Below are 26,591 nucleotides of genomic sequence, written 5' to 3'. Positions count from 1 at the left end.
ATGAATGCAGTCTAGGGATGCGCTAGCCATGCAAGAAGTAGCAGATCTTGTATTTCAGATATACTTTTTTTGTATATAAAAGTGCGAGGCTCAGGCATGGATTACGCGACCTGGAAGCTCTTCATCGACGCCACCGAACTGGGCAGCCTGAGCAAGGTCGCCACGGCCTACGGCACCAGTCAGCCGCACATCAGCCGACAGATCGCCGAACTCGAAAGGGAATGCGGCGGGCGGTTGTTCCAGCGCACCGGTCGTGGCGTCGTGTTGACGGAACTCGGCCAGCGCGTTGCGCCGATGGTGCGTGCCTGGCTGGCGGGGACGGATCAGTTGGTCAACGACATCCGCACCACGGCGGGCAAACCGATCGGCCGGGTGAGGATCGGCATCCTGCCGTCGATGGCACATCCGCTGGTCAGTGCGCTGTACTACCGGATGCGCGAGCGCTACCCGCTGGTGCAGCTCATGGTGCGCGAAGGACAGGGCGCGCAACTGGAAACCTGGCTGGAAAACGGCAACGTCGACCTCGCCATCCTGTATCGCTACAGCGCGGCGCCCATGAACGGGGACATCTACCTTTTCGAGACGGCGACCTACCTCGTCGGTGCCGAGGGCGACAGCCTGACCGCCCAGCCGACGGTCCCCTTTTCGAGCCTGGACAAGCTCCCGCTCGTGCTGTTCTGCCGCCCCAACAGTTGGCGCGACCGGCTCGACCAGCTCTGCCTCGAACACGGCATCTCGCTCAACGTCGCCGTCGAAGCCGACTCCCTGAGCCTGCAGACGCACATCGCCGCCGACGGCGGCGCTCATGCCCTGCTCGGCCCTTATGCCTACGCGGCTGCCGCCCGGGAGTGCCGGCTGCAATCCTCGATGCTGGTCGAACCTGTTGTATTGCGCCACATCGCGCTGGCAATGTCACCTCACGGCGAACTGACGCTCGCATGCCGCACGGTCATGCAGGTGACGCAGGAAATCGCGAGGACGAGCGGGACGACATTGCCGCAGATCGCTGCGGACTGAGCACCCGTCGCGAGTGGGCGCGCCTGCGCCGCCGCCCCCATGCACGACCGATCCGCCTCTGCGACGGATCGGCACGGAACGCGATGCGATCAGGGCGACAGCTCCTCAAGCACGCGGCCCTTGGTCTCGATGGCGAAGAACAGCGTCACCAGGCCGCCCACCAGGGCCACCGCGGCGAAGGCGGAGAACACGTAGCGGATGCCGAAATCGCCGACGATGAAGCCGACGGTGATCGGCCCCAGCGCCGACCCCGCCCGCAGCCACGCACTGCCGAAGCCGGTGCCGACCGCCCGCAGCCGAGTCGGGTACAGCTCCGAGGAGTACAGGTACAGCGAGAACGACACCGTCTGCAGGATCGCGTAGGCGGCCGTGGCCAGGATCAGCACCTGGACCGCGGAGGTGGCGCCCAGCGACGTCAGCGTCAGCAGCGGGATCATCGCCAGCAGGAAGGCCGCCGCATACCAGGGCTTGCGGCCCACCTTGTCGATCATCAGTGCGCAGATGATCGAGGCGATGACGCCCACGCCCGAGGTGATCCAGCCGTAGGCGAGGCTGGTCTGCAGCGGCAGATGGAAGACCTGCTTGTACAGCGTCGGCAGCCAGGTAATGAGGCCGTTGTTGACCATGTACACACACATCCAAAGGCCCCAGATGGTGAAGGTCCGCTTGCGGTAGATGCCCTGGAACAGCTCGCGCCAGTCGGACTTGGCGGTCGCCCGCGGATCGAGCGGCTTGACCGCCGGCTCGCGCAACACGCCACCCCGCCTGGTCACGTCGTTCTCCAGCAGTTGCACGACGGCCTCGGCCTCCTTGATGCGCCCGCGCGAGGCTAGCCAGCGCGGCGACTCGGGCAGGAACCAGCGCAGCGGGATGGTCAGGATCGATGGCACCAGACCCACCACGAACATCGCCTTCCAGCCGTAGATCGGCACCAGGAAGTAGCCCGCCATGCCGGCGAACATCAGCCCGATCGGAAAGATGACTTCGTACAGCAGGAAGAAGCGGCCGCGCTTCTCGGCCCCCACGAACTCGTTGATGTAGGCACTGGCCACCGGCACTTCGCCCCCGGTCCCCAGCCCCTGCAGGAAGCGGAAGAGCATCAGTGATGCACCGCTCCACGCGAACAGGCAGGCGATGTCCATCGACACGAACAGCACGATGGTGATGAACAGCGTCTTCAGGCGCCCGAATTTCTCGGCCAGCGAGCCGAAGATCACCGCCCCGAAAAGTTGGCCGACGTAGCCCGCCGAGATGATGAGGCCGACCTCGGTCGGCGACAGCTTCCATTCGGACACCAGTTGCGGCATCGCGAAGGCGATCGCCAACACCGTGTACGCATCGAAGAAAGTGGCGATGCCCACGATCACGCGGATGAGCATCAGCCGGCGCGTCACCGGCAGCCGCTCCAGCCGCGCCACCAGTTCGGCGTTCGCGGCGCCGTGGGCGGCCGAGCCACCCGTTACAAGTTGATCCGCCCGTAGTGCTGCGGCGCCATTGGCGACGAGTCCCGACATGGCTTTTGTCTCCTCTCATTATGAAGACGGCGGAGCGGAAGCCCGCTCCGCCGTCCGGCGATTTCGCCTCAGTCTGCCGATCGACACCTCACCGGCATGACGCTTCTGTCGTCAGATGGATCACACCACCCGGCCCAGGCCGGCCGCGCGCATGGCGTCGGCGATCTCCTTGTCGGCACCTTCGGCCAGCGGCAGCAGCGGCGAGCGCACGGTGGCATGGTCCAGAATGCCCCGGGCAACCAGCGCCCACTTCAATGCGACCGAGCCTTCCATGTGGGAGCCGCGGTGATAGACGTTGGCGGTCACCGGCAGCAGCCGATCGTGCAGCTCGCGCGCCTTCTTGTAGTCCTTGGCCTTGCCGGCGGCGATCATCTCCACCAGCAGCTCGGGGGCGATGCAGCCATAGCCGACCAGCGCGCCATCGACGTCGAACATCGTGTGCAGCAGGTACTCGTCGTGGCAGGTCAGCACCGGCACGTTGGGACGCTCCTTGCGGAACACAGGGATCTCGCGGTCCCAGCGCTTCATGTTGCGCACGCCGTTCTTCATGGCGACCACACCGGGCAGCGCGGCGATGTCGAGCTGGGTTTCCAGGTCATAGGTGCACTTGGTGGCATCCGGGTACTGGAACAGGATCATCGGCAGGCCGCTGCCGTCATAGATCGCCTTGTAGCGGTCCTGCGGAGCGCCCTTCTGGTAACCGAAGCGCAGCCAGCCGTGGGACGGATAGATGAGGCCGACCGAGGCACCGGCTTCCTTGGCGCGCTTCGCTTCGTCGGCAGCGACCTTCGTGCCCTCCAGCGTGATGCCGGCGATGATGGGGATGCGGTCATCGACGGACTTGCGGAAGGCTTCGATGACCTTGAGCTGCTCGTCGCGCTCCAGGAAAGTGCCTTCGCCGGCGTGACCCAGCACCGTCAGACTCTTGACACCCTCGATGCTGGCGAGCCAGGCGCCCAGGCGCTGGATGGCGGCGTAATCGACGGCGCCGTCGCGGGTGAAGGGGGTCACGGGGGCGGGGTTCAGGCCGCGCAGGTCGATCGTGGTCATGGCTTTTCCTTTAGGGTGTGTGAGTGCTGCAATGCTCGTCTCCACCGTTGGGCCGGGCATCTCCGGATGCCCCGGCGCCACCACTTGATGGCACCTCGCACAACGACAGCTCGCCGCCTGTTTCGCTTGAAGCTCTGGTTTCCGACAGCGTGCGAGACGCAGTGTAGGGAGGCCCATGTCATGCCGGAACTGGCAGATTTGACATTACAGCTATGCGTCACCTGTATTTCAGATCATGCTCCTCTGACAATGCCGACGAGAGGCGCCGCCTGGATGGATTTCCTCTTGCAGCAGCGCGTGCATCGATCAGGCTGCGATGCGCAGCCCGGCATCACCTCGATGAACACCGCGACCGACGCGCAGATGGGTACACTCGAGTCCCTCCAAAGCCTCGAGAATGCGCCACATGAGCCAAGGCCCCCCCGTCCCACCGCAGGACCGACGCATGGTCCTGCTGCTGATCGGCATCCTGCTGGTCGCCACCAACCTGCGTGCGCCGATCACCGGCCTGGCGCCGGTGCTGTCCCTGATCCAGGACGCGTTCAACCTCTCGACCGCGCGCGCCGGCCTGCTCACCACCTTGCCGCTGCTTGCCTTCGCGCTGGGTTCGCCGGTGGCGCCGTGGCTGGCGCACCGCTTCGGGCTGGAGCGCTCGCTGTTCGGCGCGCTCGTGCTGATCGCCGGCGGCGTGGTGTTGCGTTCTGCCGGGCCGGCATGGAGCCTTTTTGCGGGCACGGCGGCGATCGGCGCGGGTATCGCGGTAGGCAACGTCCTGCTGCCCAGCCTGCTGAAGCGCGACTTCCCGAGCCGCATCGCCACCGTCACCGGCGCCTACGCGCTGACGATGGGCATCGCCGCCGCCGTGGCCTCGGCGACGGTGTATCCGCTCGCGACCACCGTCGGGCTGGGCTGGGCGGGCGCATTGCTGGCCATGGTGCTGCTGCCGGTGGCGGCCATGCTGTTGTGGTGGCCGCAGCTCGGCAAACCTGCCGTCGGCCAGGCCACCGCCGCGGCGCAGGCCGGCAGCCCCATCTGGCACCACGCGCTGGCCTGGCAGGTGACGCTGTTCATGGGCCTCAACTCGTTCATCTACTACGTGATGATCGGCTGGCTGCCCGCCATCCTGGCCAGCCTCGGCTATTCGGCTGCCGAGGCCGGCTCGCTGCATGGGCTGATGCAGCTCGCCTCCGCGGTGCCCGGCCTGCTGCTGGGGCCGCTGATCCAGCGCCTGAAGGATCAGAAGTTGGTCGCGCTCGTGATGTCGCTGCTGGTCGCCGCCGGGCTGCTGGGCCTGCAACTGCTGCCAGGCCTGGCGAGCCTGTGGGTGGCCTGCTTCGGCTTCGGCGCGGGAGCGTGCATCATCCTGGCGCTGATGTTCATGGGCCTGCGCACCGAGAACCCGCGCCAGGCGGCAGCGCTGTCGGGGATGGCGCAGTGTGCCGGTTACACCCTTGCGGCCTTCGGCCCGCCGCTGATCGGCGGGCTGCGCGACCTGTCGCAGGGCTGGAGTGCGCCGCTGGCGATGTGTGTGATGCTGTCGCTGGCGATGGCAGTCGTGGGAATGCTCGCCGGCCGCAACCGTCGCATCCGCACCACCCCCGGCCCGGCGCGACAGCCGGCCTAGCGCTCTCGCCCGGGCGGCAGCAGGTCCTTGTCCTGCGCCTTGGCGTACAGCGTCACCGTGTCCGAGTAGCCGGCGAACGGCCACAGCGACAGCGGGCCGTCCCAGTCGATGGCGACCGCTTCGTCGATGGTGGCCAGGGCCCGCCGCACCGCTTCGTCACCCTGGCGCCCCTCGCGCAGCAGGCGCGACACGATGTCGTCCTCGGGCGAGACTTCGCGGTAGTGCGCGAGGTCCGCGCGCTTCAGCGTGCCGCCGTTGATCGCCGGCACCAGCACGTCGGCGGCGGCGTGGAACATCAGCGCATGCGCGGCCACCGATGTGGCAGTGACGTCGCCGCCCAGGCGGTAAAGCTTGCCCAGCAGGTAACGCTGCACCTCGACGCCTGCACCGCTGAAGGCCGCGCCGAGCATGCGCCGGGCGAGGTATTCCGCGGTCTCCTCGTGCGCGAGCCGGGCATCCGCTTCGGGCGGATCGTAGTGGATGACCTCGCCGGTTTCGTAGTTCAGGACGGTGTAGTCCTTGAAGATGTCGCATGCGTCCATGTAGGCATGCATGCAGCGATCGAAGAACAGGTTGCGCTCGGTGTCGCTGCGCGCACCGAGGATGTTCTGCCAGGCAGAGCGGATCAGCTTGTCGTCGATCTCGCGCGCCGACGAATGGCGAAAATCGATGAACGCCCTGCCCCCCATGCGCGGGAACTTCATGGCCCGCAGGGCTGCGGCGAAGGGGTGGTCTGCCGAGTGCGCTGCGTGCGCCGCGACTGAGCTGGCTGGAGTGGATTGAATCATGGCTACGAAAGAACGGTGATCGGGCAATTGGCGCACCGGCCTTGCGACGGCAGGCGGTAACGGGGGGCGTCATTGTCGCACCGATGGCCACAGGGGCAAAAACGCGCGTCAGCAGGGTTTCCCCTCGGCGCAGCTCTGTCTATCTTGAAGGCATAAGAAATGTGCGCCGTGGGCCATGACCTGAGGGAGGATTGCCATGCAGAACTGGAATCGTGCGTTCACCAATCTGATTCGCAACAGTCGCCCCGCCTACTGGGGGAACTGGGCGCTCAACCCGCAGATCAAGCCCGGCGCGGTGGGCGTCGTCGATCCCGTGTCGGGCGAGTTCCGTCTGGTGGCCGCAGACCTGCTGGCGGTCAAGGTCAATGACATGCCCGTGTCGAACACCTGGCTGCTCTCGTCCGAGCATGTGTCGCGCAAGGAGGCGACGATGAAGCTCGACGGCACCAGCGTCGACCCTGAAACGGGCACCACGGTGGAAGCCGGCCTGGAAGTGAAATGGGGGCTGGAGAAGGCGGGCGCGATCGCCTCGGAGTTCGCCCTGTCGCACGAAGCGACGGTCGACGACTTCGGCAGCGTGATCCTCGACAACATCGACCGGCTGGCGGTCAAGGCGAAATCGGTCAGCATGGGCGACGGCACGAACATCGCGCAGGGCTTCGGCGTCGTCACCGGCGTGCTGTGGGCGCACAGCGGGCTGAACGTCGGCTCGCAGGAAGACAGCGGAAGCTTCTCGATCGCGGGCTCGGTCAGCGGCATCAACGGGATGCTCGGCAAGGCCTCCGGCAAGGGCTCCTATCTGTCGACGAACCAGGAGAAGAGCATCGACCGGCATCTGTGGCCGGAACGCTCGGGCACGCTCGCGCCGGTGCCGGTGCCGATCGCCTACAGCTTCGCGTCCTTCGACGGCCGCCTGCTGATCCCGAACTGGATCATGCCCTTGGGCGCGTTCGAGCTGGTGCTGGTCAATCAGGTCGGCTGCACCTACATCGTCGACGCCACCCTCACCTACGACACGCGATCCGGCCCACGGACCCAGAAGACCCAGATCAGCGGCGGCCTGACGAAGACCTTCGGCGATATCCCGCTCGACGCGACCAACCTGAAGTTTCACCTGCGCTTCATCGGCATGATCCACGACGACCACTACGAACTCCACTGGCCGGCGCCGCTCGGACAGTGGCTCAACGGCCAGCGCCACGTCGACATGTGGGGCGTGTGGCCCGCCGCGACGCACCTCAGGGAGCGCGAGGCGCGATAGGGTGACGCCCCCCGTCCGGCGCCAGGCCGCGACCGGACGTGGACTGCGCTCAGCGCGCGGTGTCGATCTGCCCGAGTGCGTTGAGCATCTCGCTCGCCTCCGTCGGCCGCACCAGGCGCGCGACCTCCTGCCCGTTGCGCAGGAACACCAGCGTCGGCCACAGCTTGATTCGGAACGAGCGCCCCAGCCGGCGGCCGGGGCCATCTTCGATCTTCAGGTGGCGCACGCCCGGATGCGCGGCGAGGGCTTCGGCGATCGCCGGCTGCGCCCCCCGGCAGTAGCCGCACCAGTGCGCTCCGAACTCGACCACCGTCGCGCCCGCCAACCCATCGACTTCGCTGCGCGCAGGTTCCTGCTCGAGATAGCTCGTCTGCACTTGGATTCTCCGGCTCACAGCGCCGCGCGGATCCACTCGGCCACGCTCGCCGGCGTGGGAATGCGCCCGGACGACACCAGCTTTTCGTTGATCACCAGGCCCGGTGTCTTCAGCACGTCGTAGGCGACGATCTGCTGCATGTCGGTGACCTTGCTGATCTCCGCCTCGACGCCGAGCGTCGTGACCGCCTCGCGCGCGACTTCTTCCAGCTTGCGGCAGTTGGCGCAGCCGGGGCCGAGAACCTTGATGCTGAGCATGATCAGACTCCTTTCAATGAGGATGAGCTTGCGCGACGGCTGGCCAGCGACAGCAGCACGGCCAGCAAAGCGATGAAACCCGCCAGATACAGGGCGAGCGAAAACGGCGACATGCCGTCGATCCAGGCGCCGTACGTGAATCCGGCCGTCGCGCTGAAGAGCGCGACCAGTCCGACATAGGTGGCCGTCTTCTTGCGCCCGATGATGGCCGAGATGATCAGCATGCTCTGCAGCGACAGTTCGGGGTCGGACATCAGGTAGGCGAGCAGCGGCCCGCGGTGCATGCCGAGGTCGAGGAACATCTTCGCGATCGGCACTTCGACCAGGGTCGGGAAGTACATGAACACGCCGAATGCCACGCCCGCCAGGTTGCCGGTCAGCGAGTTGCTGCCGGCGAGCATCTCGATCCACTCCGGGCGGATGACCACGCGGATCATGCCGACGATGAAGACGCCCACCACCAGGAGCGGAAAGATCTGCTTCACGAAGCGCCACGACTCCCACAGCCAGTCGCGCAACTCGTCCTCCGTCAGGCGGTCGCGGATCAGCACGTAGAGCACCGCCAGCGCCGCGGCCACGCCGAAGAACTTGCCGGTGAGGCCGATGCGCAGCCCGCCCGGCAGCGGCTGCACCGCCAGCGCGGCCACCAGCAGCGTGGCCGCGATCAGCATGAGGCTGGCCCACGTCCAGGCGTTGGGCCCGTCCTGGATGTTCTCCAGCCCGCGCCAGGCGCTGAAGCCGATCGAGGCCAGCAGCCCGATCAGCACCACACCCTGCACCGACACACCCTCCTCGCCCTTCGCGGCGTCGTAGGGCACCAGCCGGTCGAGCGTGGCCTGCCACCCCTGCGCATCACCGACGGGCAGATCGAAATTCAGGTAAGTGCCGGTCAGCACGCCCAGCTTCAGCGTGCCGGCCAATAGCAGCGCCACCCACACGAACAGGAACACCAGCGCCATGCGCCCCATGCCGGCGCCCTGCGCGGCGAAGGCGTTGTCGGTGGCCAGATCGTGCGCGGCGTCGTCGGCGCGAAAGATCAGCGCCATGATGAGGCCGATGCCGATGCCGAAGGTCAACGACAGCAGCAAGCGCGCGATCGCCAGGTCCGGGCCGATGACGCCGCCGGTGTACACCAGTGCCAGGATGTTGGCCGCCGGCGCGAAGAACAGGAAGGTGATCGCCGGGCCCAGCCCCGCGCCCTTCTTGTAGATCCCGGCAAACAAAGGAACGATGGTGCAGGAGCACACCGCCAGCAACGAGCCCGCCGCCGCCGCCGCCGGGTAGGAAACGGCCTTGCTCGAGTTACGCCCGAGGAAGCGGGTAACTGTTTCCTTCGGGATCAGCGCCGCCATCGCCCCGGCAATGAAGAAGGCCGGCAACAGGCACAGCAGCACGTGCGCTGCCAGGTAGGCGGCCAGATTGCCCGCACCGCCGTAGAACACGGCCAGCGCCGAATGGAGCATGCCTTCCATCGCACAACCTCCCGCGGAAAATCCCGCTGCGAAGCTCAGATGACTGAACGCTAGCGGGCCGCGCAAACGGCCACAAGCAGCCAGATCAAATCGAGCGCTGATTCACCCGCTTGGACAGTTCCTCCGCGCTCTCCTTGCGCTCGCTGTAGCGGTCGACCAAGTAGGGTGTGATGTCGCGCGTCAGCAGCGTGAACTTCACCAGTTCCTCCATCACATCGACCACGCGGTCGTAGTAGGTCGAGGGCTTCATGCGATCGTGCTCGTCGAACTCCATGAAAGCCTTCGCCACGGAGGACTGGTTGGGGATGGTCAGCATCCGCATCCAGCGCCCCAGCACGCGCATCTGGTTCACCGCGTTGAAGGACTGTGAGCCGCCGCACACCTGCATCACCGCCAGCGTCTTGCCCTGGGTGGGGCGCACCGCGCCGACCGATAGCGGAATCCAGTCGACCTGCGTCTTCATGATGCCGGTCATCGCGCCGTGACGTTCGGGCGAGCACCACACCATGCCTTCGGCCCATTGCGTCAGCTCGCGCAACTCGACGACCTTGGGATGGGTGTCGGGCGCGTCGTCCGGCAGCGGCAACCCGCTCGGATTGAAGATGCGCACTTCCGCCCCCATCGCCCGCAGCAGCCTGGCTGCCTCTTCGGCGAGCAGCCGGCTGAACGAGCGTTTGCGCAGCGAGCCGTACAGCAGCAGGAAGCGCGGCGGATGAGTCGAAGGCTGTGCCGGACGCAGCAGCGCCCCATCGGGTATGCGGAACAGGTCGGCGCGGACATTCGGCAGATCGGTCAGGGCGTCAGACACGGCGACCCTCCGCGTCGATCACGGCCTGCCGGCCTGTCGTGCCGGGATCGCCTGCGCCGCTGACCGACCCGTGGCGATACCAGTGTTCGGTCCGGTTCACCAGCGCCACCAGCGACAACATCACCGGCACTTCCACCAGCACGCCGACGACGGTCGCCAGCGCCGCGCCGGAGTTCAGCCCGAACAGCGAGATCGCCACCGCCACCGCCAGCTCGAAGAAGTTGGAGGTGCCGATCAGGCAGGCGGGGCCGGCGATGTCGTGCGGCAGCTTCAGCATGCGCGCGCCGATCAGGCCGATGGCAAAGATGCCGTAGCTCTGCACGACGAGCGGCACCGCGATCATCGCGATGACCAACGGCTGGGCGACGATGGTGCCGGCCTGGAAGCCGAACAGCAGCACCACTGTGGCGATCAGGCCGACGATGGACCAAGGCTTGAGCCGGGCGACGAAGTCCGCCACCGCGTGCGTCGAGCGCCGCTCCAGCGCATGGCGCGTGGCCATCCCGGCGAGCAGCGGCAACACCACATACAGCACGGTGGAGAGCACCAGGGTTTCCCACGGCACGGTGATGTGGGTGACGCCGAGCAGGAAGGCGGCGATCGGCGCGAAGGCGAACACCATGATGAGGTCATTCACCGACACCTGCACCAGCGTGTAGTTGGCGTCGCCCTTCACCAGTTGGCTCCACACGAACACCATCGCGGTGCACGGCGCCACGCCGAGCAGGATCATGCCGGCGATGTATTCGCTGGCCGACTGCGGATCGACCCAGGGTGCGAAGAGGTACTGGAAGAACAGCACGCCCAGCGCCGCCATGGTGAACGGCTTGATCAGCCAGTTCACCACCAGCGTCAGCACCAGTCCACGCGGCCGCTTGCCCACGTCGCGCACCGCATGCCAGTCGATCTGGATCATCATCGGGTAAATCATCACCCAGATGAACACCGCGACGACCAGGTTCACGTGATAGATCTCGAGCCCGGCGATGAGCTGGAAGGCATCGGGTGCGGCGAGGCCCAGCGCCACGCCGGCGACGATGCCCAGCGCGACCCAGACGGTCAGATAGCGTTCGAACAGCCCCAATTCAGACTCCTTCAGTGATGTTGCGAGTTTCGCCGGCCAGTTCGAGCAGACGCCCTACACCGACCGGCTCGGTTTGCAGCAGCGGCACCACCGCAACGCGGGCCGCGTGGCGGGTGGCAACTGCGTCGATCTCGCGCAATTCGGTGGCGGCGCGACGCCTCAGCAGCGATGAGCGCGTGTCGGCCGCCGCGACGCTGGCATTGACGACCCAGGCCCAGGGTTCGATGCCGGCGCGGCGCAGGTCGGCCTGGAGACTTGCCGCCTCGAGCACCGGCGTGGTCTCGGCCAGCGTGGCGATGAGCACCTTGGTTCGCTTCGGATCCTGCAACTGCATCATCGGCGTGGTGAAGTTCATGCCCGTGCCACCCATCTGCCGCGCCACCTCGCGGTGGTAGGCGCCGGTGGCGTCGAGCAGCAGCAGCGTGTGGCCGGTGGGCGCCGTGTCCATCACCACGAACTTGCGCCCCGCCTCGCGGATGATGCGCGAGAAGGCCTGGAACACCGCGATCTCCTCCGTGCAGGGCGAGCGCAGGACCTCCTCGAGCAGTGCGCGGCCGGCATCGTCGAGCGCGCCGCCCTTGGTCGCCAGCACCTGCTGCCGATAGCGCTCGGTCTCGGCCTGCGGGTCGATGCGGCTGACGCTGAGCCCGGGCAGCGATCCGTCCAGCGTCTCGGCCAGGTGGGCGGCGGGATCCGAGGTCGTCAGATGGACCGGCAGGCCGCGCTGCGCCAGCCCGACCGCGATCGCCGCCGCGAGCGTGGTCTTGCCGGTGCCGCCCTTGCCCATCAGCATGACGAGCCCGTGGCCGTCGGCAGCGATGTCGTCCATCAGGTTCGCCAGCGTAGGCGCCTCCATCCGGCCGGGCATCGACGCCAACGGATCCCGCGCGGACTCACCGGCCTGCGCGTCGTCGAACAATCCGCGCAGCGCATCGACGCCGACCATATTGAAGGGCTTCAACGCGATGCGGTCGCAGGGCAGCGCCGCGAGCGTTTCCGGCAGGGCGGCCAGCGCCTGCGCCTCGCGCGCATGGATGGCGGCGGCGAGCGCATCGCCCGCAGCCTCGTCGGCGGGCAGCAGCCCGTTGATCACCAGATACTGGCGGGTAAGGCCGATCGCGGCGAGTTCCTCGTGCGTGCGCGCCACTTCGCGCAGCGTCGCCGGCTGCGCGCGTGCGACCAGCACCAGCCGGGTGCGTGCCGGGTCGGCCAGCGCGTCCACCGCGGCGCGGTACTGCGTACGCTGCTTCTCCAGGCCCGCGAGCGGGCCGAGGCAGGACGCGTCGCCCTTGCCCGCCTCCAGGAAGCCACTCCAGGCACCGGGCAACTGCAACAGGCGGATCGTGTGGCCGGTGGGCGCGGTGTCGAACAGGATGTGGTCGTAGTCGGCCACCAGCGCGGCATCGGTCAGCAGCGAGGTGAATTCGTCGAAGGCGGCGATCTCGGTGGTGCAGGCACCGGACAACTGCTCCTCGATGCCCTGCACCACGGCGTCGGGCAGCACGCCGCGCACCGGCCCGACGAGGCGGTCGCGGTAGGACTGCGCCGCTGCCTGCGGGTCGATCTCCAGCGCGGCCAGGCCCGGCACCGCGGCGATCGGCGTGATGCGGTTGCCGATCGCCAGGCCGAACACCTGGCCGACGTTGGACGCCGGGTCGGTGCTGACCAGCAGAACCCGTCGGCCCGCGGCGGCCAGGCGCAGCGCTGCCGCACAGGCGATCGAGGTCTTGCCCACGCCGCCCTTCCCGGTGAAGAACAGGAAGCGCGGCGGATCGGTGAGGAAGTTCATGGCTCGCCTTCGGTGATCAGCAGCAGCGGCCGCCGGAGCAGCAGTTCGAGTCAGCGACGGGTTTGAGCTTTGCCGGCTCGGCGATGCCAGCCCAGCGCGCCAGGTCGCTGCGCGTCGGGTAGCGGCCGGCGAGCGCGAGCTGGCCATCGACCAGCACCAGTGGCAAGGCCTCGGCGCCGGAGCGCTCGAGGACGCCCTTCACCACCGCGTTGTCGGCGAAGGCCAGCGGCTGCTGGGCCAGGTTGAAGCGCTCGATCTGCGCCCCGTTCTGCCTGGCCCATTCGACGTCGGCAGCGACGCGGATCAGCGCCTCGTCGACGTCCACACCGCACACGCCGGTGCTGCAGCACAGGGCGGGATCAAACATCTGGATATTGGCCATTTCGATACTCCATCGAAGATTGAAACGTGAGTGAAAAATCAGACTCGCAGCGTGCCGATGCGGTCCAGTTCGGCCTTCAGCCGCACGCGGTCCTGCGCCAGCTCGGCCAGCGGTAGCGCGAAGAAAGCCTCGATGCGGGCGCGCAGGATACGGTAGGCCGTCATGAAGGCGGCGTCCATCTCGGCGTCCGTGCCGCTGGCGTGCGCCGGATCGTCCACGCCCCAGTGGGTGCGCAGTGCCGACCCGACGTAGACCGGACAGGTTTCGCCGGCGGCGCTGGCGCACACGCTGACGACGATGTCGGGCGTGACCGGCAGCGCATCCCACGACTTGCTGTGAAGACCTTCCGTGGGGATGCCTTCGCGCGCCAGCAGCGCCAGCGAACGCGGATGCACGTAGCCGGCGGGCTGGCTGCCAGCGCTGATCGCCTTCCAGCCTGCGGGCGCGAGGTGGTTGAAAGTGGCTTCGGCGAGGATGGAGCGGCATGAGTTGCCGGTGCAGAGGAAGAGGACGTTCATGGATGGGGCGGTTTGCAGGAAGGAGTGCGGAGAAGTCAGCAGCAGCCCGGGCCGCTGCCCGGCTGCGTGGGATCGAGCAGGCGGCTGGCGGCGATGAGACCGGCGCGCACCACCAGGCTTTCGGGAATCGTCTCGTAGATGGCCCCGTCGACCTCGATCGTGCGGCACTCGGCATCGCCACAGGCGTCACAGCAGGGGCTGGCGCCCGGCGCGCCGTCCAGCCAGGCTTCGAGTGGTTGCCCATCGATCCAGATGCGGTTGGATTCCAGCGGCCGGTCCTTGAAAGCCTCGGGCGTGATTTCGCGCGTTTCCAGCCGCGGTTCGACGCCCAGCGGCACGAGCGCGGCCTTCAGGCGCTCCACCGCCTGCTCGATCGACTGCTCGGTGCCCTCGCAGCGCGGACAGGTGCTGCCACCGGCGTCCACCAGGCGTTGCCAGACGATCGTCAGTGTCTTCATGGTGCGCTCGGATCTGTCATGTTCATCTCGGCCGGCGGGGCATCACTGCATCGCGCGCGCCGACCCGCAGGCCGCATCCACGCAGGCCCCCGCCTCGGTCACGCCGGCGCACTGCTCCGGGTGGCCGGCACAGCATTCGGCGGTGAGGTAGGCGATCAGGTCCACCATCAGCGGCATGTTGGCGCGGTAGCGCTGGAAGCGGCCTTCCTGCGCCACCGACACCAGGCCCGCATGCGCCAGCGCCTTCAGGTGGAAGGACAGGTTGGTCGGCGGCACCTCGAGCGCAGCGCCGATCTCGCCCGCCACCAGGCCTTCCGGCCCGGTCTTCACCAGCAGGCGATACACGTCCAGCCGCGTGGCGGAGGACAGGGATTCGAAAATCGAGAGGGCTGTCGGCTTGTCCATTTGCGGATGATACAACAATTCTTGAAATATTGAATTCACTCCTGCGCGGTTCCAGCCTCTCCGGGAGTTCGCGACACGGCAGATCTGCGGGAGGGCGATGCGTGGAGCGGGTGAGGGCTGTTCGAGTCCCGAGCGCAGCGAGGTCGCGCATTTATGTGAGTTCCGCAGCCCGACGGAACGCCCCCCCGGCGGCAGACTGGATTCGTGGCCGTCCCGCATGAGGTTCCGCGGTGCTGTTGGCAATAGAATGGCTCCATGCCCCTTGCCCGCCCCCATCCATGCCCCTGTACCCGCACGTGCTGTTCGATCTCGACGGCACCCTGATCGACTCCGCCCCCGCCATCCTCGCCAGCTATCGCGAAGCCTTCGCAGCCGCCGGCCGCGCGCCGGTCATGCCGATCGATGCCGGCATCGTCGGCCCGCCGCTGCTCGAGACGCTGGAAATGCTCACCGGCAGCACCGATCCGGTGCTCATCGCCGAACTCGCCGCCCACTTCAAGGCCAGCTACGACACCACCGGCTACCTGCAGACCGCCGCCTATGACGGCGTCGGCGACATGCTGACGCGGCTGGCCGCCGGCGGCTGCCGGCTGGCGATCGCCACCAACAAGCGCCTGCACCCGACGCGGCTGATCCTGCAGCACCTCGGCTGGGCGGGGCATTTCGACGCGGTGTACGCGCTCGACATGTTCGAGCCGCGCCTGCCCGACAAGGCGACGATGATCGCGCGCCTGATGGCCGATCGCGGCATCGCGCGCGACATCGCGGTGTACGTGGGCGACCGCAGCGAGGACGGTGAATCGGCCGATGCCAACCACCTGCCCTTCCTCGCCGCCACCTGGGGTTACGGCAGCCTGGACGCAGCCGAGATGGCGCCGCACTGGCGCGCCGTCACCAGCCCTGCGGCGCTGGCCGAACTGATCCTTCAGGACTGATGCGAACGGCCACGCGCATGCATGAACATTGCTTCACCTACGGTTCGCTGATGTGCGAGGACATCATGTCCGCGGTGTGCGGCACGCCCTGCACTCGCCACGCGCCCGCCACGCTGGCGGAACATCGCCGCCACTCGGTGATCGGCCAGCACTACCCCGGCATGGTGCCCACGCCCGGCAGCGCGGTGCAGGGCGTGCTCTACCTGGACCTGCGGTCGTCCGCCTGGGCGCGGCTGGACGCCTTCGAGGGCGAGGAATACACCCGCGAACGGGTCACGGCGACGCTCGCCGACGGCCGCAGCCTGGCGGCCTGGACCTATGTCTTCAAGCCTCGATACGCCGGCCGGCTCGCCGCCGGCGACTGGGATTTCGAACACTTCCTGCGCCACGGCAAGGCACGCTTCGAAGCGGCTTATCTCGGCTTCTCGACGCTGGGCCGGAATCCGGACGACATCGAGTAGGAGCGGGCTTGACCGCGACCGGGCCGCGACCGGACCGCGACCGGGCAAGGCACAGGTCGCGGTCGAGCCCGCTCCTGCGAGGCGGATAGTGCTCTTCCTGTGGGAGCGGGCTTGACCGCGATCCGATTGGCAATCGCGCTCAAGTCGTCGGCGGCGATCGCTCAGCCGGCCGAGGCCACTTCGATGCGGCCGGCGGCGGCGGCGACAATGCGCTTCTTCATCGCCATGACCTTGCGCGGGTAGCGCATCGACGGATCGCCGAGCGAACCGTTGTAGGCCTGCAGCGCCCGCTGCACGTTGCCGTAGCGGGTGATGGTCTCGTGCAGCACCTGGGTGCCGACGTGGACATTGAACTCGGGGTCGAAGAGCGCATTCTTGCCGCGCTTCTTGCCGATCTTGTCCTGGTGGTAGCGCGGGATGATCTGCATCAGCCCCTGCGCCCCCATGTTGCTCACCGCGCGCGGGTTGAAACCCGACTCCACCGCCATCACCGCAACAATCAGCATCGGGTCGATGCCACGGTCGCGCCCGGCCTCTTCGGCCGCAGCAAGTACCGGTTGCAGCGTTTCGACAGGCATGCCGTAACGGTCGGCCACCCAGTCCCGGACGCGCCCCATTTCGGGCGACAGGCCACCTTCTTCGGCAACAGCCTGGGCAAGGTGGACCGGCTTGCCACCGGTTGCGGCTGAGGTCCCTTGCGGAGCTTCCACCGCGAGGCCGGCATGCGCGCCGACCTGCTGCACGGAGATCGCGTTACGCGTGTCCGTGTAATTGACGCTGACCGGATCCAGCCTGTCGGGAACGACCGTGGCCATTCCCATCAAGCCACCAGCCAGCAATGCGCCGTGCGCGAGGGTTAAAAGAACGCCGCCCGCCTGACGCGCGAGGCCCTGAGTTCGAGTTGCGTGTTTCATGGTGTCCTCCATGCTGTGGCCAGAGCTCGACGTCCCGCATGCCCTTGTGAGGCTGACGGCTGCCCAGTGCCGGTGAGGCCCTGAACACGCGCGAGGGCTGCGGTCAGCAGCCCTCGCGTGTCGGAATACTCGGTCGCCAGTAGGTGTTAAAGCCTGCCGCCGCAACCAGACGACAAGCCCCGCGGTGCGTACGTCCATGAAACTGCGCCTTCCCGAAGGACTGCGCCGCACCGATGGTTAATGGTTAAAAAGGCTAAGTTGAAAATGTTGCAGAGCAACATTGGGACGCAGTGTATTTCCTCCTGCCCGTCCTGTCAAATTTTGACAGCGCATACTAAACAAGCACTTAACGCCTTGCAACAAGTGTGAAACCCTGCAGGCAGGCCCAATCGAAGCACGGACCCGGGTCTGTCTTGCGTCCTGGCGCGATATCGGCGTGCCCGACGACAGCCCGAATCGGGTAGTTTGCCTGCAGAATTTCGAGCAGCCCGGCAAGCCTGCGGTACTGCTCCGGCGCGAACGGCAGGCTGTCGCAACCCTCCAGTTCGATGCCGATGGAGAAGTCGTTGCAGCGCTCCCGCCCGTCCCAGCTCGACACCCCCGCATGCCACGCGCGCGCATCCGCCGACACGAACTGGATCAGCTCGCCGTCGCGCCGGATGAAGAAATGCGCCGACACCCGCAGATGGCAGATCGTCGCGTAATACGGGTGCTCGTCCGGGTCCAGCGTGTTGGTGAAAAGCTGCTCCACCCCCGGGCCGCCGAACTGGTCGGGCGGCAGGCTGATCGCATGCACCACGATCAGGCTGGGCACCTCGCCGTCGGGACGCTCATCGAAGTTGGGCGAAGGAATGCGGCGGGCGCAGGCGAGCCAGCCGCCGGAAAACGCCTCGGATTTCATTCGTCGGGAAAGATCATGCTCGGATCGATCTTCGCGGCCAAGCCGAGCAGCCGCTTATCGCTCGACAGAATCCGCGCTCGGTGCGCATCACGAGGTTCATCGCCGCCGAGGCGTCAAGCACCACTCTCACGGAATCAACGCTCGCGATCGTCGCGGATCAGTTGTTCCGGAGAAGGCGCGAGGGCGCCGGCGTCCGGGCTCAGACCGAGCTTGATCCGCTCCAGGACCGTCCTGCGCCGGTGTCCCGCCGTGCCTTCCACGTCGCCCGCGAGTTCGACCAGCGCCTGTTGCGCAAGGCTTCGGTGCGCGCGCTCAGCGCGCAAGGCAAGCGCCTGATAGACGTGGTCAGGCAGGCTACGAATCTGCAGAGAATGCATGCTTGGGCTCCTCCAATCACGTTGCATCATCATAATGCATGCATCGTGATGCGAGACATCAGGCAAGGCGAGCACGATCAAGCGCTCCACCCGCTGCGCTGCGCAATCAACGCTTGCGCAGCATCGCGATCACCGGTTCGGTCTCGGGCCGCACGCCGCGCCACAGGTGGAAGGATTCGGCCGCCTGGCCGACCAGCATGCCCAGGCCGTCGGCCACGCGCGCCGCGCCCTGCTCGGCGGCGCGCTGCATGAAAGGCGTGGGGCGGTCGCCATAGACCATGTCGTAGGCCAGCGCGCCGGCGTCGTACGTGCCCGCCGGCAGCGACAGGCCCTCGCCGCCCAGGCTGGCCGAGGTGGCGTTGATGACGAGGTCGAAGGCCTGGCTGCCGAGCTCGTCGAAGCGCGCCACGCCCACCTCGCCACGGCCTTCGCACAGCGCCTTCAGCTCGAGCGCCTTCTCCGGCGTGCGGTTGGCGATCACCAGGCAGGCCGGCTGCTCGTCCAGCAGCGGCAGCAGCACCCCACGCGCCGCGCCGCCGGCCCCCAGCAGCAGCACGCGCCGGCCAGCGATGGGCGCGCCCAGGCGGTCGCGGATGTCGCGCACCATGCCCACGCCATCGGTGTTGTCACCGAGGATGCTGCCATCGGCCTCGAACTTCAGCGTATTCACCGCCTGCGCATGCCGCGCGCGTTCGGTGAGCCGGTCCGCCAGCTCGAACGCCTGGATCTTGAACGGCACCGTCACGTTCATGCCCTTGCCGCCCTCGCGCATGAACTGCCGCACGCAGGCCTCGAAGCCGTCCAGCGGGCCGAGGATGGCGTCGTAGCGCATGTCCTGCCCGGTCTGGCGCGCGAATGCGGCGTGGATGAGGGGCGATTTCGAGTGCGAAATGGGGTTGCCGATGACGGCGTAGCGGTCGGTCATGGTTTGGCGCCAAGGAGGAAACCCGGTCAGATTGTCCAGATTGATCGGCACCACGCAAGGCCGATGCGTAAGCGCGCGGCTGCGGTCGATACGATTGCGCGCATCGGCAAGCAGGAACCAATGCGCTGCGATCTCTCCGGCTACTGCTCACGCCGCATCGACGACGTGAATCGCCTGATCTATCGGGCGAACGACCGCGAGCTGGTGATCATCGCCTGCCGCTTCCACTACAACTGACCAGGGCGCGCCTTCCCCGAAGCACACTCAAGGCGTCCAGCCGATCATGTAGGAGCGGGCTTGACCGCGACCTGCCCTGCGAGATCGCGGTCAAGCCCGCTCCTACAAAAACCGCCTGTTTCCACACCCACCGTCGCCGGAATCACGAGCGGCGCCAAGACGCAAAAACGGGCACCGAAGTGCCCGTTTTCCTTGAACCGCAAGCTGCGACAGATCAGAACACGTGGCGCAGGCCGAGGTTGAAGCCGCGCTGGTAGCCACCGCCGCCGCTGGTGGCGTCGCCGACCGAAGCAGCAGTAATGGCCTCGCCAGCTTCGACAGCCTTGGCAGACCCCTTGTTGTTGATGTCCGAGTAGGCGGTGTAGATCGAGGTGCGCTTCGACAACGCATGCTCGTAACCGAGCGCCCACTGGCCGGACTTCGCATCGGAATCCGTGTTCAGACCAACTGGGCTCTTCGCACCGGCTGTCAGCTCGGACTTACGGTGCACATAGGACAGCAGCACCTTGCCCGACGGCCCGACCGGCACGGTGGCGCCGACCAGCCACTGTGTGCTCTTCTTGAACAGCGGGTTGAACAGGAAATCGCCGACCACATCGCTGTCAGCCTTGCGCTGACCGAAGATCGCCGACAGCTTCACGACACCAAGATCATAGCTGCCACCGATGTCCCAGACCTTGACCTTGTCGCCATCCGAACCAGCAAGCAGATTCGGAACGCCGCCAACGGAGTTAGCCGCCTTCAGGGTCGCCTGATGGTAATTGAGGCCAACTTTAAGCGGTCCATTCGCGTAATTGGGGTTGATCGCCCAAACGCGAACATCGCCGTAGAAACCATCGCCCAGATCCGTCGAGTTGTTGCCCTTGGACTCGTTCCCCGCCGCGCTGAACGTATAGCCGGCGACCACGTTGAAGCCGTTCCAGCTCGGCGAGGTGTAGCTCACTAGGTTGTCGAGGCGAACTTCGATGGCGTAGATGTTGTTGGATGCGCCAACCTGGCCGGTGCCGAACGGATCCATCGAGTCGAGCAGGATGAACTGCGGCGCGTACTGGCGGCCGAGGGCGACGGTGCCGAAGTTGCCACCGAGATAGGCGAAGGACTGGCGACCGAAGGTCTTGCCGTCCTGGGTCGACGTACCGGTATCCGCAGCAATGCCCTGCTCCAGCACGAAGCCCGCCTTCAGGCCGTTGCCGAGGTCTTCGGTGCCCTTGAAGCCCAGACGGCTGCCGTTGGCGATGCCGGAATCGATGCCGTTGCGGTTCTTGACACCATCAACCACGTTGTCGCCGCGATAGGCGTAGCCCATATCGACGATGCCGTAGATCGTAACGTTCGACTGGGCGAACGCCGGGACGGAAACAAGACCTGCGACAGCGAGCGCAATCAGCTTCTTTTGCATAAGAGTCTCCAAGGGTGTCGAGAAAATCGGGCGAAGGAACTGCCGGTTTTGCCGTCAGTCATTCGATGGACGAATCCTAAAGACGAGCGACGCACGGTCGCAAGCACGAGCTTGCAGATGCAATGAATCTGCCGCAAATCTGTTGCCGCCGCGCAACGTCTTGCCCGCCTGGTCGCGTAGACGAAAAAACGGGCGCCGAAGCGCCCGTTCTGGCTAAACCCGTCGTGAGACGAGATTAGAACGAGTGGCGAACACCCAGGTTGAAGCCACGCTGGTAGTTGCCAGCGCCAGTGTCGCTCGCGTCGCCGATGCCAGCGCCGAGACCCGTGAAGGTATTCACGTTCTGGTTAGGCGTGCCAAGAGTCGCGCGTTCCTGGTCGTTGTTCTGGTTCTGCTGCGCGTAGACCGCATACAGCGCGGTGCGCTTCGACAGCGCGTGCTCGTAGCCCAGACCCCATTGGCTGACCTTGGCGCCGTCGTAGGTGTTGCCACCTTCGTCGAACTTGCGCTGGCCATACATGACCTGAACCTTGCCGGCCGGGCCGACCGGAACGGCGCCGGTCAGGGCCCACTGCTTGACCTTCGCGTCATCGATCTTGCGCTGGCCATAGATGGCGCCAACCTTGACCATGCCGAAATCATAGGTACCGGCCAGATCCCACACCTTGGCGCTGTCGACGCCGGTCTGAACCGGATCCAGCTTGTGGAAGTTGGCAGCGACGAAGATCGGGCCATTCGTGTAGCTCGGCGAGATCACCCAGGCACGAACGTCGGTAGTATTGACATTGTTGCGCGGGGTCGGGTTCGCCTCGTTGGTACCGGCGCCGTTGCCGTTACCCGCACCGAACGTGTAGCCGGCGGCGACGTTGAAGCCAGACCAAGTCGGCGACACGTAGGCCACCAGGTTGTCCAGACGCGCTTCGCCGATGTAGAAGTTCTGCAAGCCGGCGGCCGTGCCCTTGCCGAAGCCGAACGGATCGACGGCGGCCATGATCTTGTGCTGCGGCGTGTATTGACGGCCGAGGGCCACGGCACCGAAGCCGCCGGACAGACTCACGAACGACTGACGAGCCCAGGTACCGCTCGACGGGGACGAACCGGTGTCGACCGCGATGCCCTGCTCGAGCACGAAGCCAGCCTTGAGCCCGTTGCCCAGGTCTTCGGTGCCCTTGAAGCCGATGCGGCTACCGCCGGAGATGCCGGAGTCGATGGCATTGCGGTTCTTGACGTTGCTAGCGACGTTGTCGCCCTGGTACTTGTAGCCCATGTCGACGACACCGTAGATCGTGACGTTGGACTGCGCGAAGGCCGGAACCGAAACCAGGCCAGCGACGGCCAGCGCGATCAGTTTCTTCTGCATGTGTTTCTCCTCAAATTGAAGTCGAGACTCAGGAAGAGCCTTCCTTGGTCTTGCTCACCTCTCTGGCGAGAAGTTGAGCGGATTGTGCGGAGCGGGTAAGGGCGTGGCAAGCGTGGAATCACAAAAACGCCACATATCCGGGCATCTTGTTGTTTGGTTGCAACATGGGCACTTCCTCGGCTGGACGACCCGACGAGGCAAGCGAGGCTCTCGGCTCTTTCCCGCAATCTCCATGACGTCGCGATCGTGGCTCAGGTAGTTTCCCTGGCGGAGGTCTGACAAAAAACCAGATTCCGACTGCGCTTCTCAAACACCGCCGCCAGTCGTCACGCGAGCAGCATGGCCTGGACGCCCAGGCCCCGCGCAGCGTCCGCCATGCCCCGGTCGAGCGTGCAGACCAAGGCGCCCTGCCCAGCCGCAATCGCCAGGTGAAGCGCATCGCCCGCCCTCAGGCTGGCCGTCCATCCTTCGAGCAATCGGGCCGCATCGCGATGATCCGCGTCCTCAACCGCACACTGACGAAGATGCCGCGCAACGACCTGACGGTAGGTGCGATAGACCTCCGCGGCGAGCTCCCTGGTGAGCTGCCCGGTTCGGATCTTCAACCCGAGGGCGGACAGCAATTCGGTTTCCACCCAAGAGCTGACGCACAGCGGCGGGCCGGGACTGCGCATGAAAGCCTCCGCGCAGTCGCTTTTCGCCTCGCGGGTCAGATACGCCAGCAGGACGCTGGTGTCGACATAGCGCATCGTCAATAGCGCGCCCCGTCCCGGAGCGCGCGCAGGAAATCACCGGCCGATTCCGTCTGCAGGGGTTGGCCTGCACGCAGCGCCGCCAGGCTCGGGAGCTCCTGCCGTGCGGCCCGCTCGGCCACGAGCCGGGCAACGGGTTTGCCGCGACGCGTGATCGTGACCTCCTCGCCTTGCTCGACCAACTCGATGAGACGACTCAGATGTGCTTTTGCATCCGCAAGACTGATGGTTTGCATACGCTCCTCCTGACCAGTTGATTAGTCTTTTAGAACGAACGCACGGACCGGTCAAGGAGCGAGTTGCGACGATGGTCTGAACTTGCATTCACGTTTAGCACTCTCAGTTGCCGAGTGCTAAGATTGCACGCAAGGAGGAAACACGCCTATGTCTCTTACCCTTTCGTACCCCGTCCCGTCGGCTGGCAGCATCGATCAGTACATCCAGTCGGTGAATCGCATCCCCATGCTCACCGAGCAGGAGGAGGTGTCGCTGGCGACGCGGCTGCGCGAGGAAGGCGATGTGGATGCGGCGCGCCGACTGGTGATGTCGCACCTGCGCCTGGTGGTGGCGATCGCGCGCGGCTACCTGGGCTACGGCCTGCCCCACGCCGACCTGATCCAGGAAGGCAACATCGGCCTGATGAAGGCGGTGAAGCGCTTCGACCCGTCGCGCGGCGTGCGCCTGGTGTCGTTCGCGATGCACTGGATCAAGGCCGAGATCCACGAATACATCGTGAAGAACTGGCGCCTGGTGAAGATCGCCACGACCAAGGCGCAGCGCAAGCTGTTCTTCAACCTGCGCGGCATGAAGCAGGACACGGCGACGCTGCAGCCGGCCGAAGTGCGCTCGATCGCCGCCCGCCTGGGCGTGAAGCCCGAGGAAGTGGTGGAGATGGAAACGCGCCTCACCGGCCGCGACATCCCGCTGGAAGGCAGCAGCGACGATGACGACGAACGCTTCGCCCCGGTCGCCTACCTGCCCGACCCGCACGCCGAGCCGTCGGAAGTGCTGGAGCAGACCCAGCTCGCCCGCCTGCAGGACAGCGGCCTGCGTGAGGCGCTCGCCAGCCTGGACGAGCGCAGCCGCCGCATCGTCGAGCGCCGCTGGCTCACCGAAGGCGACGCCGCCACGCTGCACGAGCTCGCCGCCGAATACGGCGTATCGGCCGAACGCATCCGCCAGATCGAAGCGAAGGCCATGCAGAAGATGCGGGGGGTGCTGGCGGCGGTGGTGTGAGGGCAACGTTCGGGACCCGAAGCGATGGCGGAATCGCAGCTATACTGAGTGACGATTCTGTGGGTGGAGAACCGCGGTGAAATCCAACAGCGATTTGCTCGAAAGAATCACCGTGTCGCCCGACCATTGCGGGGGACGGCCCTGTATCCGCGGATTCAGGCTGCGGGTGTCGGATATCCTGAGTCTGTTGAGCGCCGGAGCCAGTTTTGGCGAGATCGTCGAGGATTATCCCTTCCTCGAAGAAGAAGACGTTCGTGCCGCCCTTGAATATGCTGCCCTGCAAACCGATCACGCGATACTGGTCGCGGCGTGAAGCTGCTGGTCGATAACCAGTTACGGGTGGCACTCGCGCGCTGGCTTGCCACGACTGAACTTGATGCGGTGCATGTCACGGACTTCGGGCTCGGCAGCGCATCGGACCACGAGATTTGGGCGTTCACTCGCGACGCCGGAATGGCGATCGTTACGAAAGACGACGATTTCCGCATCCTTGCAAACCAGCAACGCAGCATCCCACCCCAGGTAGTGTGGGTTCGGCTTGGAAATTGTCGGAAACAGCCACTCCTGGATGCGTTCGCTTCAATTCTTCCTCAACTGGTACAAGCGCTGAACGCCGGTGAGTCAATCATTGAAATCCGCTGAAACGGTAGGCCCTTGCCTCACTTCCCCGCCAGCAGCGCCTTGATGTCTGCGGCGATGACTGCCGGGTCTTCGGCGTGTCTCACGTACAGGCGCAGCCGGCCGCTCGGGTCGAAGACGTAGGTGCCGGCGCTGTGGTCGATGGTGTAGTGGCCGTTCAGGTCGCCGCTCTTGCGGTAGAACACGCGAAAATCCTTCGCCACCTCGGCGATCTGCTCCGGCGTGCCGTAAAGGCCGAGGAAGCGTTTGTCGAAAGCCGGGACGTACTCCGACAGCAACGCCGGGGTATCGCGTTCGGGGTCGACGGTAACGAAGATGACCTGCAGCCGGTCCCCATCCGGTCCGAGCTGGCGCATGACTTCGCTCATGCCCGACAGCGCGGTGGGACACACATCGGGGCATTGGGTGTAACCAAAGAAGACCGTCACCACCTTGCCGCGGAAATCGGCCAGGGTGCGCTTCTGGCCGTTATGGTCGGTCAGCGCGAGCGACTTGCCGTAATCGGCCCCGGTGATGTCGGTGGAGCGGAATATCGGTTCGGCCGGCTTGCAGCCCGCAAGCAGCGCCACGCCGAGGGCGAGCGCCGCCCCCCTGCAACACACCATCATGAAATCTCTACGCTGCACACCCATCTTCCAACTCCAGCACATCATCTGCACGCGCCGATGATAGTCGGCCGCCGCGGCAGGCGTTAATGCGCTGCGTCAATTCGCCGCGGCCGCGGCTGAAGTCGTGCCGGGGGCAGGCTCAGTAAGGCAGGTAGTGGTCGAGCAGCAGTGCGGCGAAGAGGCCGAACAGGTAGGCGATGGAGAAGCGGAAGGTGCGCCGCGCCAGGGCATCGCTGTAGTCGCGATGCAGCCGCCAGGCGTAATGCACGAAGCGTGCGCCGAGGGCGACGGCGGCCAGCAGGTAGACCACCCCGGACATGCGCGTGGCGTAAGGCAGCAGCGTGACGCCGAACAGGATCAGGGTGTAGAGCAGCACGCTCAGGCGGGTGTAAGCCTGGCCGTGCGTGACCGGCAGCATGGGCAGGCCGGCGCGCGCGTAGTCCTCGGTGCGGTACAGCGCCAAGGCCCAGAAATGCGGCGGCGTCCAGGCGAAGATGATGAGGAACAACAGCAGCGCGTCGGCAGACACCTCACCGGTGACTGCCGACCAGCCGAGTACCGGCGGCATCGCTCCGGAAGCGCCGCCGATGACGATGTTCTGCGGTGTGCGCGGCTTCAGGAACAGCGTGTAGACGACCGCGTAGCCGACGAAGGTGGCCAGCGTCAGCCACATCGTCAGCGGGTTCACGGCACGATGCAGGACGGTGAGGCCGATACCACCCAGCAGCCCGGCGAAAGCCAGCACCTCCACCGGGGCAAGCTCGCCACGCGGCAGCGGCCGGCCCCGGGTGCGCGCCATGCGGGCGTCGATGTGCTGCTCCACCAGGCAGTTCATGGCTGCCGCAGCACCCGCGACGCAGGCGATGCCGACGGTGGCGCAGAACACGACGAAGGGCTCGGGCAGGCCTGCTGGCACGGCGAGGAACATGCCGATCACCGCGCAGAACACGATCAGCGTATTCACCCGCGGCTTGGTCAGCACATAGAAGGCCCGCGCGCGACGCGCGAAACCATCTTGAGCGGGGGCCAGGATCCTCATTGCAC

At 66.2% G+C, this 26,591-nt stretch carries 32 protein-coding genes; 9 read left to right on the top strand and 23 right to left on the bottom strand.

Going from position 1 to position 26,591, the window contains the following annotated elements; genetic code table 11:
* Window positions 1-96 precede the first annotated feature (96 nt).
* Entirely contained in the window at window positions 97-1,017 is a 921-nt protein-coding gene (locus tag GH664_RS18720) for a LysR family transcriptional regulator (protein WP_153169582.1), read from the top strand.
* A gap of 89 nt (window positions 1,018-1,106) precedes the next feature.
* Here the strand turns inward: GH664_RS18720 and GH664_RS18715 are convergent, their stop codons facing one another.
* Both GH664_RS18715 and GH664_RS18710 read right to left on the bottom strand, forming a co-directional pair.
* Complete coding sequence (locus tag GH664_RS18715; RefSeq protein ID WP_153169581.1) at window positions 1,107-2,531, bottom strand: MFS transporter; 1,425 nt, start codon at window positions 2,529-2,531, stop codon at window positions 1,107-1,109.
* A 120-nt stretch (window positions 2,532-2,651) separates the two neighbouring features.
* Complete coding sequence (locus GH664_RS18710; protein ID WP_153169580.1) at window positions 2,652-3,581, bottom strand: dihydrodipicolinate synthase family protein; 930 nt, start codon at window positions 3,579-3,581, stop codon at window positions 2,652-2,654.
* A gap of 406 nt (window positions 3,582-3,987) precedes the next feature.
* Between GH664_RS18710 and GH664_RS18705 the strand changes: the two genes are divergently transcribed.
* A complete protein-coding gene (locus GH664_RS18705) occupies window positions 3,988-5,205 on the top strand; it encodes an MFS transporter (RefSeq protein ID WP_153169579.1) in 1,218 nt (405 codons plus the stop codon).
* Here GH664_RS18705 and GH664_RS18700 read toward each other — a convergent pair.
* Entirely contained in the window at window positions 5,202-5,909 is a 708-nt protein-coding gene (locus GH664_RS18700) for a hypothetical protein (protein WP_153169578.1), read from the bottom strand. The two genes, GH664_RS18705 and GH664_RS18700, sit on opposite strands and share 4 nt — an antisense overlap.
* A 280-nt stretch (window positions 5,910-6,189) precedes the next feature.
* Between GH664_RS18700 and GH664_RS18695 the strand changes: the two genes are divergently transcribed.
* Window positions 6,190-7,254 (top strand): hypothetical protein, encoded by a 1,065-nt coding sequence (locus tag GH664_RS18695; protein WP_153169577.1) that lies wholly within the window; start codon window positions 6,190-6,192, stop codon window positions 7,252-7,254.
* 49 nt (window positions 7,255-7,303) lie between these two features.
* On the opposite strand, the gene GH664_RS18690 is transcribed toward GH664_RS18695, so the two are convergent.
* The 10 genes from GH664_RS18690 to GH664_RS18645 all read right to left on the bottom strand — a co-directional run bounded on the left by GH664_RS18690 (window position 7,304) and on the right by GH664_RS18645 (window position 14,803).
* Window positions 7,304-7,630, bottom strand: coding sequence for a thioredoxin family protein (locus GH664_RS18690; RefSeq protein WP_228111612.1), 327 nt, complete (start codon window positions 7,628-7,630; stop codon window positions 7,304-7,306).
* Between the two features lie 14 nt (window positions 7,631-7,644).
* A complete protein-coding gene (locus GH664_RS18685) occupies window positions 7,645-7,887 on the bottom strand; it encodes a thioredoxin family protein (RefSeq protein WP_153169576.1) in 243 nt (80 codons plus the stop codon).
* A gap of 2 nt (window positions 7,888-7,889) precedes the next feature.
* A complete protein-coding gene (locus GH664_RS18680) occupies window positions 7,890-9,359 on the bottom strand; it encodes a permease (protein WP_153169575.1) in 1,470 nt (489 codons plus the stop codon).
* Window positions 9,360-9,444: 85 nt separating this feature from the next.
* Window positions 9,445-10,167, bottom strand: a complete 723-nt coding sequence (gene arsH / locus GH664_RS18675) for an arsenical resistance protein ArsH (RefSeq protein ID WP_153169574.1) — start codon at window positions 10,165-10,167, stop codon at window positions 9,445-9,447.
* On the bottom strand, window positions 10,160-11,251 hold the full coding sequence (arsB, locus tag GH664_RS18670; protein WP_228111611.1) for an ACR3 family arsenite efflux transporter: 1,092 nt from the start codon (window positions 11,249-11,251) through the stop codon (window positions 10,160-10,162). Before arsB ends, arsH begins: the two co-directional genes overlap by 8 nt.
* 1 nt (window position 11,252) lies before the next feature.
* Window positions 11,253-13,040 carry an arsenical pump-driving ATPase gene (arsA, locus tag GH664_RS18665; protein ID WP_153169573.1) on the bottom strand — a complete coding sequence of 596 codons (1,788 nt, stop codon included), beginning with the start codon at window positions 13,038-13,040 and terminating at the stop codon, window positions 11,253-11,255.
* Window positions 13,041-13,056: 16 nt separating this feature from the next.
* Window positions 13,057-13,422, bottom strand: a complete 366-nt coding sequence (arsD, locus tag GH664_RS18660; RefSeq protein WP_153169572.1) for an arsenite efflux transporter metallochaperone ArsD — start codon at window positions 13,420-13,422, stop codon at window positions 13,057-13,059.
* 38 nt (window positions 13,423-13,460) lie between these two features.
* Window positions 13,461-13,940, bottom strand: a complete 480-nt coding sequence (locus GH664_RS18655) for an arsenate reductase ArsC (protein WP_153169571.1) — start codon at window positions 13,938-13,940, stop codon at window positions 13,461-13,463.
* A 35-nt stretch (window positions 13,941-13,975) separates the two neighbouring features.
* Window positions 13,976-14,398 carry a DUF2703 domain-containing protein gene (locus tag GH664_RS18650; RefSeq protein ID WP_153169570.1) on the bottom strand — a complete coding sequence of 141 codons (423 nt, stop codon included), beginning with the start codon at window positions 14,396-14,398 and terminating at the stop codon, window positions 13,976-13,978.
* Window positions 14,399-14,440: 42 nt separating this feature from the next.
* Window positions 14,441-14,803 (bottom strand): helix-turn-helix transcriptional regulator, encoded by a 363-nt coding sequence (locus GH664_RS18645; RefSeq protein ID WP_153169569.1) that lies wholly within the window; start codon window positions 14,801-14,803, stop codon window positions 14,441-14,443.
* 278 nt (window positions 14,804-15,081) lie between these two features.
* Between GH664_RS18645 and GH664_RS18640 the strand changes: the two genes are divergently transcribed.
* Both GH664_RS18640 and GH664_RS18635 read left to right on the top strand, forming a co-directional pair.
* Entirely contained in the window at window positions 15,082-15,738 is a 657-nt protein-coding gene (locus GH664_RS18640) for an HAD family hydrolase (RefSeq protein ID WP_153169568.1), read from the top strand.
* A gap of 17 nt (window positions 15,739-15,755) precedes the next feature.
* Window positions 15,756-16,199, top strand: a complete 444-nt coding sequence (locus GH664_RS18635; RefSeq protein WP_153169567.1) for a gamma-glutamylcyclotransferase family protein — start codon at window positions 15,756-15,758, stop codon at window positions 16,197-16,199.
* 161 nt (window positions 16,200-16,360) lie between these two features.
* Here the strand turns inward: GH664_RS18635 and GH664_RS18630 are convergent, their stop codons facing one another.
* The 4 genes from GH664_RS18630 to aroE form a co-directional block, all read right to left on the bottom strand.
* Complete coding sequence (locus GH664_RS18630) at window positions 16,361-17,113, bottom strand: lytic transglycosylase domain-containing protein (RefSeq protein ID WP_228111610.1); 753 nt, start codon at window positions 17,111-17,113, stop codon at window positions 16,361-16,363.
* A gap of 346 nt (window positions 17,114-17,459) precedes the next feature.
* Window positions 17,460-18,014, bottom strand: a complete 555-nt coding sequence (gene ampD, locus GH664_RS18625; protein ID WP_153169565.1) for a 1,6-anhydro-N-acetylmuramyl-L-alanine amidase AmpD — start codon at window positions 18,012-18,014, stop codon at window positions 17,460-17,462.
* Between the two features lie 134 nt (window positions 18,015-18,148).
* Window positions 18,149-18,391 carry a hypothetical protein gene (locus GH664_RS18620; protein WP_153169564.1) on the bottom strand — a complete coding sequence of 81 codons (243 nt, stop codon included), beginning with the start codon at window positions 18,389-18,391 and terminating at the stop codon, window positions 18,149-18,151.
* 106 nt (window positions 18,392-18,497) lie between these two features.
* Window positions 18,498-19,316, bottom strand: coding sequence for a shikimate dehydrogenase (gene aroE / locus GH664_RS18615; protein ID WP_153169563.1), 819 nt, complete (start codon window positions 19,314-19,316; stop codon window positions 18,498-18,500).
* A 63-nt stretch (window positions 19,317-19,379) separates the two neighbouring features.
* Between aroE and GH664_RS18610 the strand changes: the two genes are divergently transcribed.
* Window positions 19,380-19,553, top strand: coding sequence for a type II toxin-antitoxin system YoeB family toxin (locus tag GH664_RS18610; RefSeq protein WP_153169562.1), 174 nt, complete (start codon window positions 19,380-19,382; stop codon window positions 19,551-19,553).
* Between the two features lie 214 nt (window positions 19,554-19,767).
* Here the strand turns inward: GH664_RS18610 and GH664_RS18605 are convergent, their stop codons facing one another.
* The 4 genes from GH664_RS18605 to GH664_RS18590 all read right to left on the bottom strand — a co-directional run bounded on the left by GH664_RS18605 (window position 19,768) and on the right by GH664_RS18590 (window position 23,300).
* Entirely contained in the window at window positions 19,768-20,952 is a 1,185-nt protein-coding gene (locus GH664_RS18605) for a porin (protein WP_153169561.1), read from the bottom strand.
* Between the two features lie 235 nt (window positions 20,953-21,187).
* Window positions 21,188-22,312 (bottom strand): porin, encoded by a 1,125-nt coding sequence (locus GH664_RS18600; protein WP_153169560.1) that lies wholly within the window; start codon window positions 22,310-22,312, stop codon window positions 21,188-21,190.
* Window positions 22,313-22,638: 326 nt separating this feature from the next.
* Window positions 22,639-23,061, bottom strand: a complete 423-nt coding sequence (locus tag GH664_RS18595; RefSeq protein ID WP_153169559.1) for a type II toxin-antitoxin system VapC family toxin — start codon at window positions 23,059-23,061, stop codon at window positions 22,639-22,641.
* Between the two features lie 2 nt (window positions 23,062-23,063).
* Window positions 23,064-23,300, bottom strand: coding sequence for a type II toxin-antitoxin system Phd/YefM family antitoxin (locus tag GH664_RS18590; protein WP_153169558.1), 237 nt, complete (start codon window positions 23,298-23,300; stop codon window positions 23,064-23,066).
* Between the two features lie 148 nt (window positions 23,301-23,448).
* Between GH664_RS18590 and rpoH the strand changes: the two genes are divergently transcribed.
* The 3 genes from rpoH to GH664_RS18575 all read left to right on the top strand — a co-directional run bounded on the left by rpoH (window position 23,449) and on the right by GH664_RS18575 (window position 24,942).
* A complete protein-coding gene (gene rpoH / locus GH664_RS18585; RefSeq protein WP_153169557.1) occupies window positions 23,449-24,300 on the top strand; it encodes an RNA polymerase sigma factor RpoH in 852 nt (283 codons plus the stop codon).
* A gap of 76 nt (window positions 24,301-24,376) precedes the next feature.
* A complete protein-coding gene (locus GH664_RS18580) occupies window positions 24,377-24,613 on the top strand; it encodes a DUF433 domain-containing protein (RefSeq protein WP_153169556.1) in 237 nt (78 codons plus the stop codon).
* Window positions 24,610-24,942, top strand: coding sequence for a DUF5615 family PIN-like protein (locus GH664_RS18575; protein ID WP_153169555.1), 333 nt, complete (start codon window positions 24,610-24,612; stop codon window positions 24,940-24,942). The genes GH664_RS18580 and GH664_RS18575 overlap by 4 nt, the downstream gene beginning before the upstream one ends.
* A gap of 17 nt (window positions 24,943-24,959) precedes the next feature.
* Here the strand turns inward: GH664_RS18575 and GH664_RS18570 are convergent, their stop codons facing one another.
* Entirely contained in the window at window positions 24,960-25,547 is a 588-nt protein-coding gene (locus tag GH664_RS18570; RefSeq protein ID WP_153169608.1) for an SCO family protein, read from the bottom strand.
* 139 nt (window positions 25,548-25,686) lie between these two features.
* Entirely contained in the window at window positions 25,687-26,586 is a 900-nt protein-coding gene (gene cyoE / locus GH664_RS18565; RefSeq protein ID WP_153169554.1) for a heme o synthase, read from the bottom strand.
* Window positions 26,587-26,591 lie beyond the last annotated feature (5 nt).

The sequence above is a fragment of the Thauera sp. 2A1 genome (assembly GCF_009469595.2).
Lineage (GTDB): Bacteria > Pseudomonadota > Gammaproteobacteria > Burkholderiales > Rhodocyclaceae > Thauera.
This window is presented reverse-complemented; position numbering and strand designations above follow the sequence as displayed.

Coding starts and splice junctions, on each gene's coding strand:
- GH664_RS18680 (WP_153169575.1), bottom strand. CDS start 9,359: ATGGAAGGCATGCTCCATTCGGCGCTGGCCGTGTTCTACGGCGGTGCG.
- GH664_RS18570 (WP_153169608.1), bottom strand. CDS start 25,547: ATGATGGTGTGTTGCAGGGGGGCGGCGCTCGCCCTCGGCGTGGCGCTG.
- GH664_RS18635 (WP_153169567.1), top strand. CDS start 15,756: ATGCATGAACATTGCTTCACCTACGGTTCGCTGATGTGCGAGGACATC.
- GH664_RS18720 (WP_153169582.1), top strand. CDS start 97: ATGGATTACGCGACCTGGAAGCTCTTCATCGACGCCACCGAACTGGGC.
- arsD (WP_153169572.1), bottom strand. CDS start 13,422: ATGGCCAATATCCAGATGTTTGATCCCGCCCTGTGCTGCAGCACCGGC.
- GH664_RS18695 (WP_153169577.1), top strand. CDS start 6,190: ATGCAGAACTGGAATCGTGCGTTCACCAATCTGATTCGCAACAGTCGC.
- GH664_RS18715 (WP_153169581.1), bottom strand. CDS start 2,531: ATGTCGGGACTCGTCGCCAATGGCGCCGCAGCACTACGGGCGGATCAA.
- GH664_RS18685 (WP_153169576.1), bottom strand. CDS start 7,887: ATGCTCAGCATCAAGGTTCTCGGCCCCGGCTGCGCCAACTGCCGCAAG.
- GH664_RS18700 (WP_153169578.1), bottom strand. CDS start 5,909: ATGAAGTTCCCGCGCATGGGGGGCAGGGCGTTCATCGATTTTCGCCAT.
- GH664_RS18595 (WP_153169559.1), bottom strand. CDS start 23,061: ATGCGCTATGTCGACACCAGCGTCCTGCTGGCGTATCTGACCCGCGAG.
- GH664_RS18655 (WP_153169571.1), bottom strand. CDS start 13,940: ATGAACGTCCTCTTCCTCTGCACCGGCAACTCATGCCGCTCCATCCTC.
- rpoH (WP_153169557.1), top strand. CDS start 23,449: ATGTCTCTTACCCTTTCGTACCCCGTCCCGTCGGCTGGCAGCATCGAT.
- GH664_RS18710 (WP_153169580.1), bottom strand. CDS start 3,581: ATGACCACGATCGACCTGCGCGGCCTGAACCCCGCCCCCGTGACCCCC.
- aroE (WP_153169563.1), bottom strand. CDS start 19,316: ATGACCGACCGCTACGCCGTCATCGGCAACCCCATTTCGCACTCGAAA.
- GH664_RS18640 (WP_153169568.1), top strand. CDS start 15,082: ATGCCCCTGTACCCGCACGTGCTGTTCGATCTCGACGGCACCCTGATC.
- ampD (WP_153169565.1), bottom strand. CDS start 18,014: ATGAAATCCGAGGCGTTTTCCGGCGGCTGGCTCGCCTGCGCCCGCCGC.
- arsA (WP_153169573.1), bottom strand. CDS start 13,040: ATGAACTTCCTCACCGATCCGCCGCGCTTCCTGTTCTTCACCGGGAAG.
- GH664_RS18610 (WP_153169562.1), top strand. CDS start 19,380: ATGCGTAAGCGCGCGGCTGCGGTCGATACGATTGCGCGCATCGGCAAG.
- GH664_RS18705 (WP_153169579.1), top strand. CDS start 3,988: ATGAGCCAAGGCCCCCCCGTCCCACCGCAGGACCGACGCATGGTCCTG.
- GH664_RS18645 (WP_153169569.1), bottom strand. CDS start 14,803: ATGGACAAGCCGACAGCCCTCTCGATTTTCGAATCCCTGTCCTCCGCC.
- GH664_RS18590 (WP_153169558.1), bottom strand. CDS start 23,300: ATGCAAACCATCAGTCTTGCGGATGCAAAAGCACATCTGAGTCGTCTC.
- GH664_RS18600 (WP_153169560.1), bottom strand. CDS start 22,312: ATGCAGAAGAAACTGATCGCGCTGGCCGTCGCTGGCCTGGTTTCGGTT.
- GH664_RS18650 (WP_153169570.1), bottom strand. CDS start 14,398: ATGAAGACACTGACGATCGTCTGGCAACGCCTGGTGGACGCCGGTGGC.
- GH664_RS18630 (WP_228111610.1), bottom strand. CDS start 17,113: ATGAAACACGCAACTCGAACTCAGGGCCTCGCGCGTCAGGCGGGCGGC.
- GH664_RS18605 (WP_153169561.1), bottom strand. CDS start 20,952: ATGCAAAAGAAGCTGATTGCGCTCGCTGTCGCAGGTCTTGTTTCCGTC.
- cyoE (WP_153169554.1), bottom strand. CDS start 26,586: ATGAGGATCCTGGCCCCCGCTCAAGATGGTTTCGCGCGTCGCGCGCGG.
- GH664_RS18620 (WP_153169564.1), bottom strand. CDS start 18,391: ATGCATTCTCTGCAGATTCGTAGCCTGCCTGACCACGTCTATCAGGCG.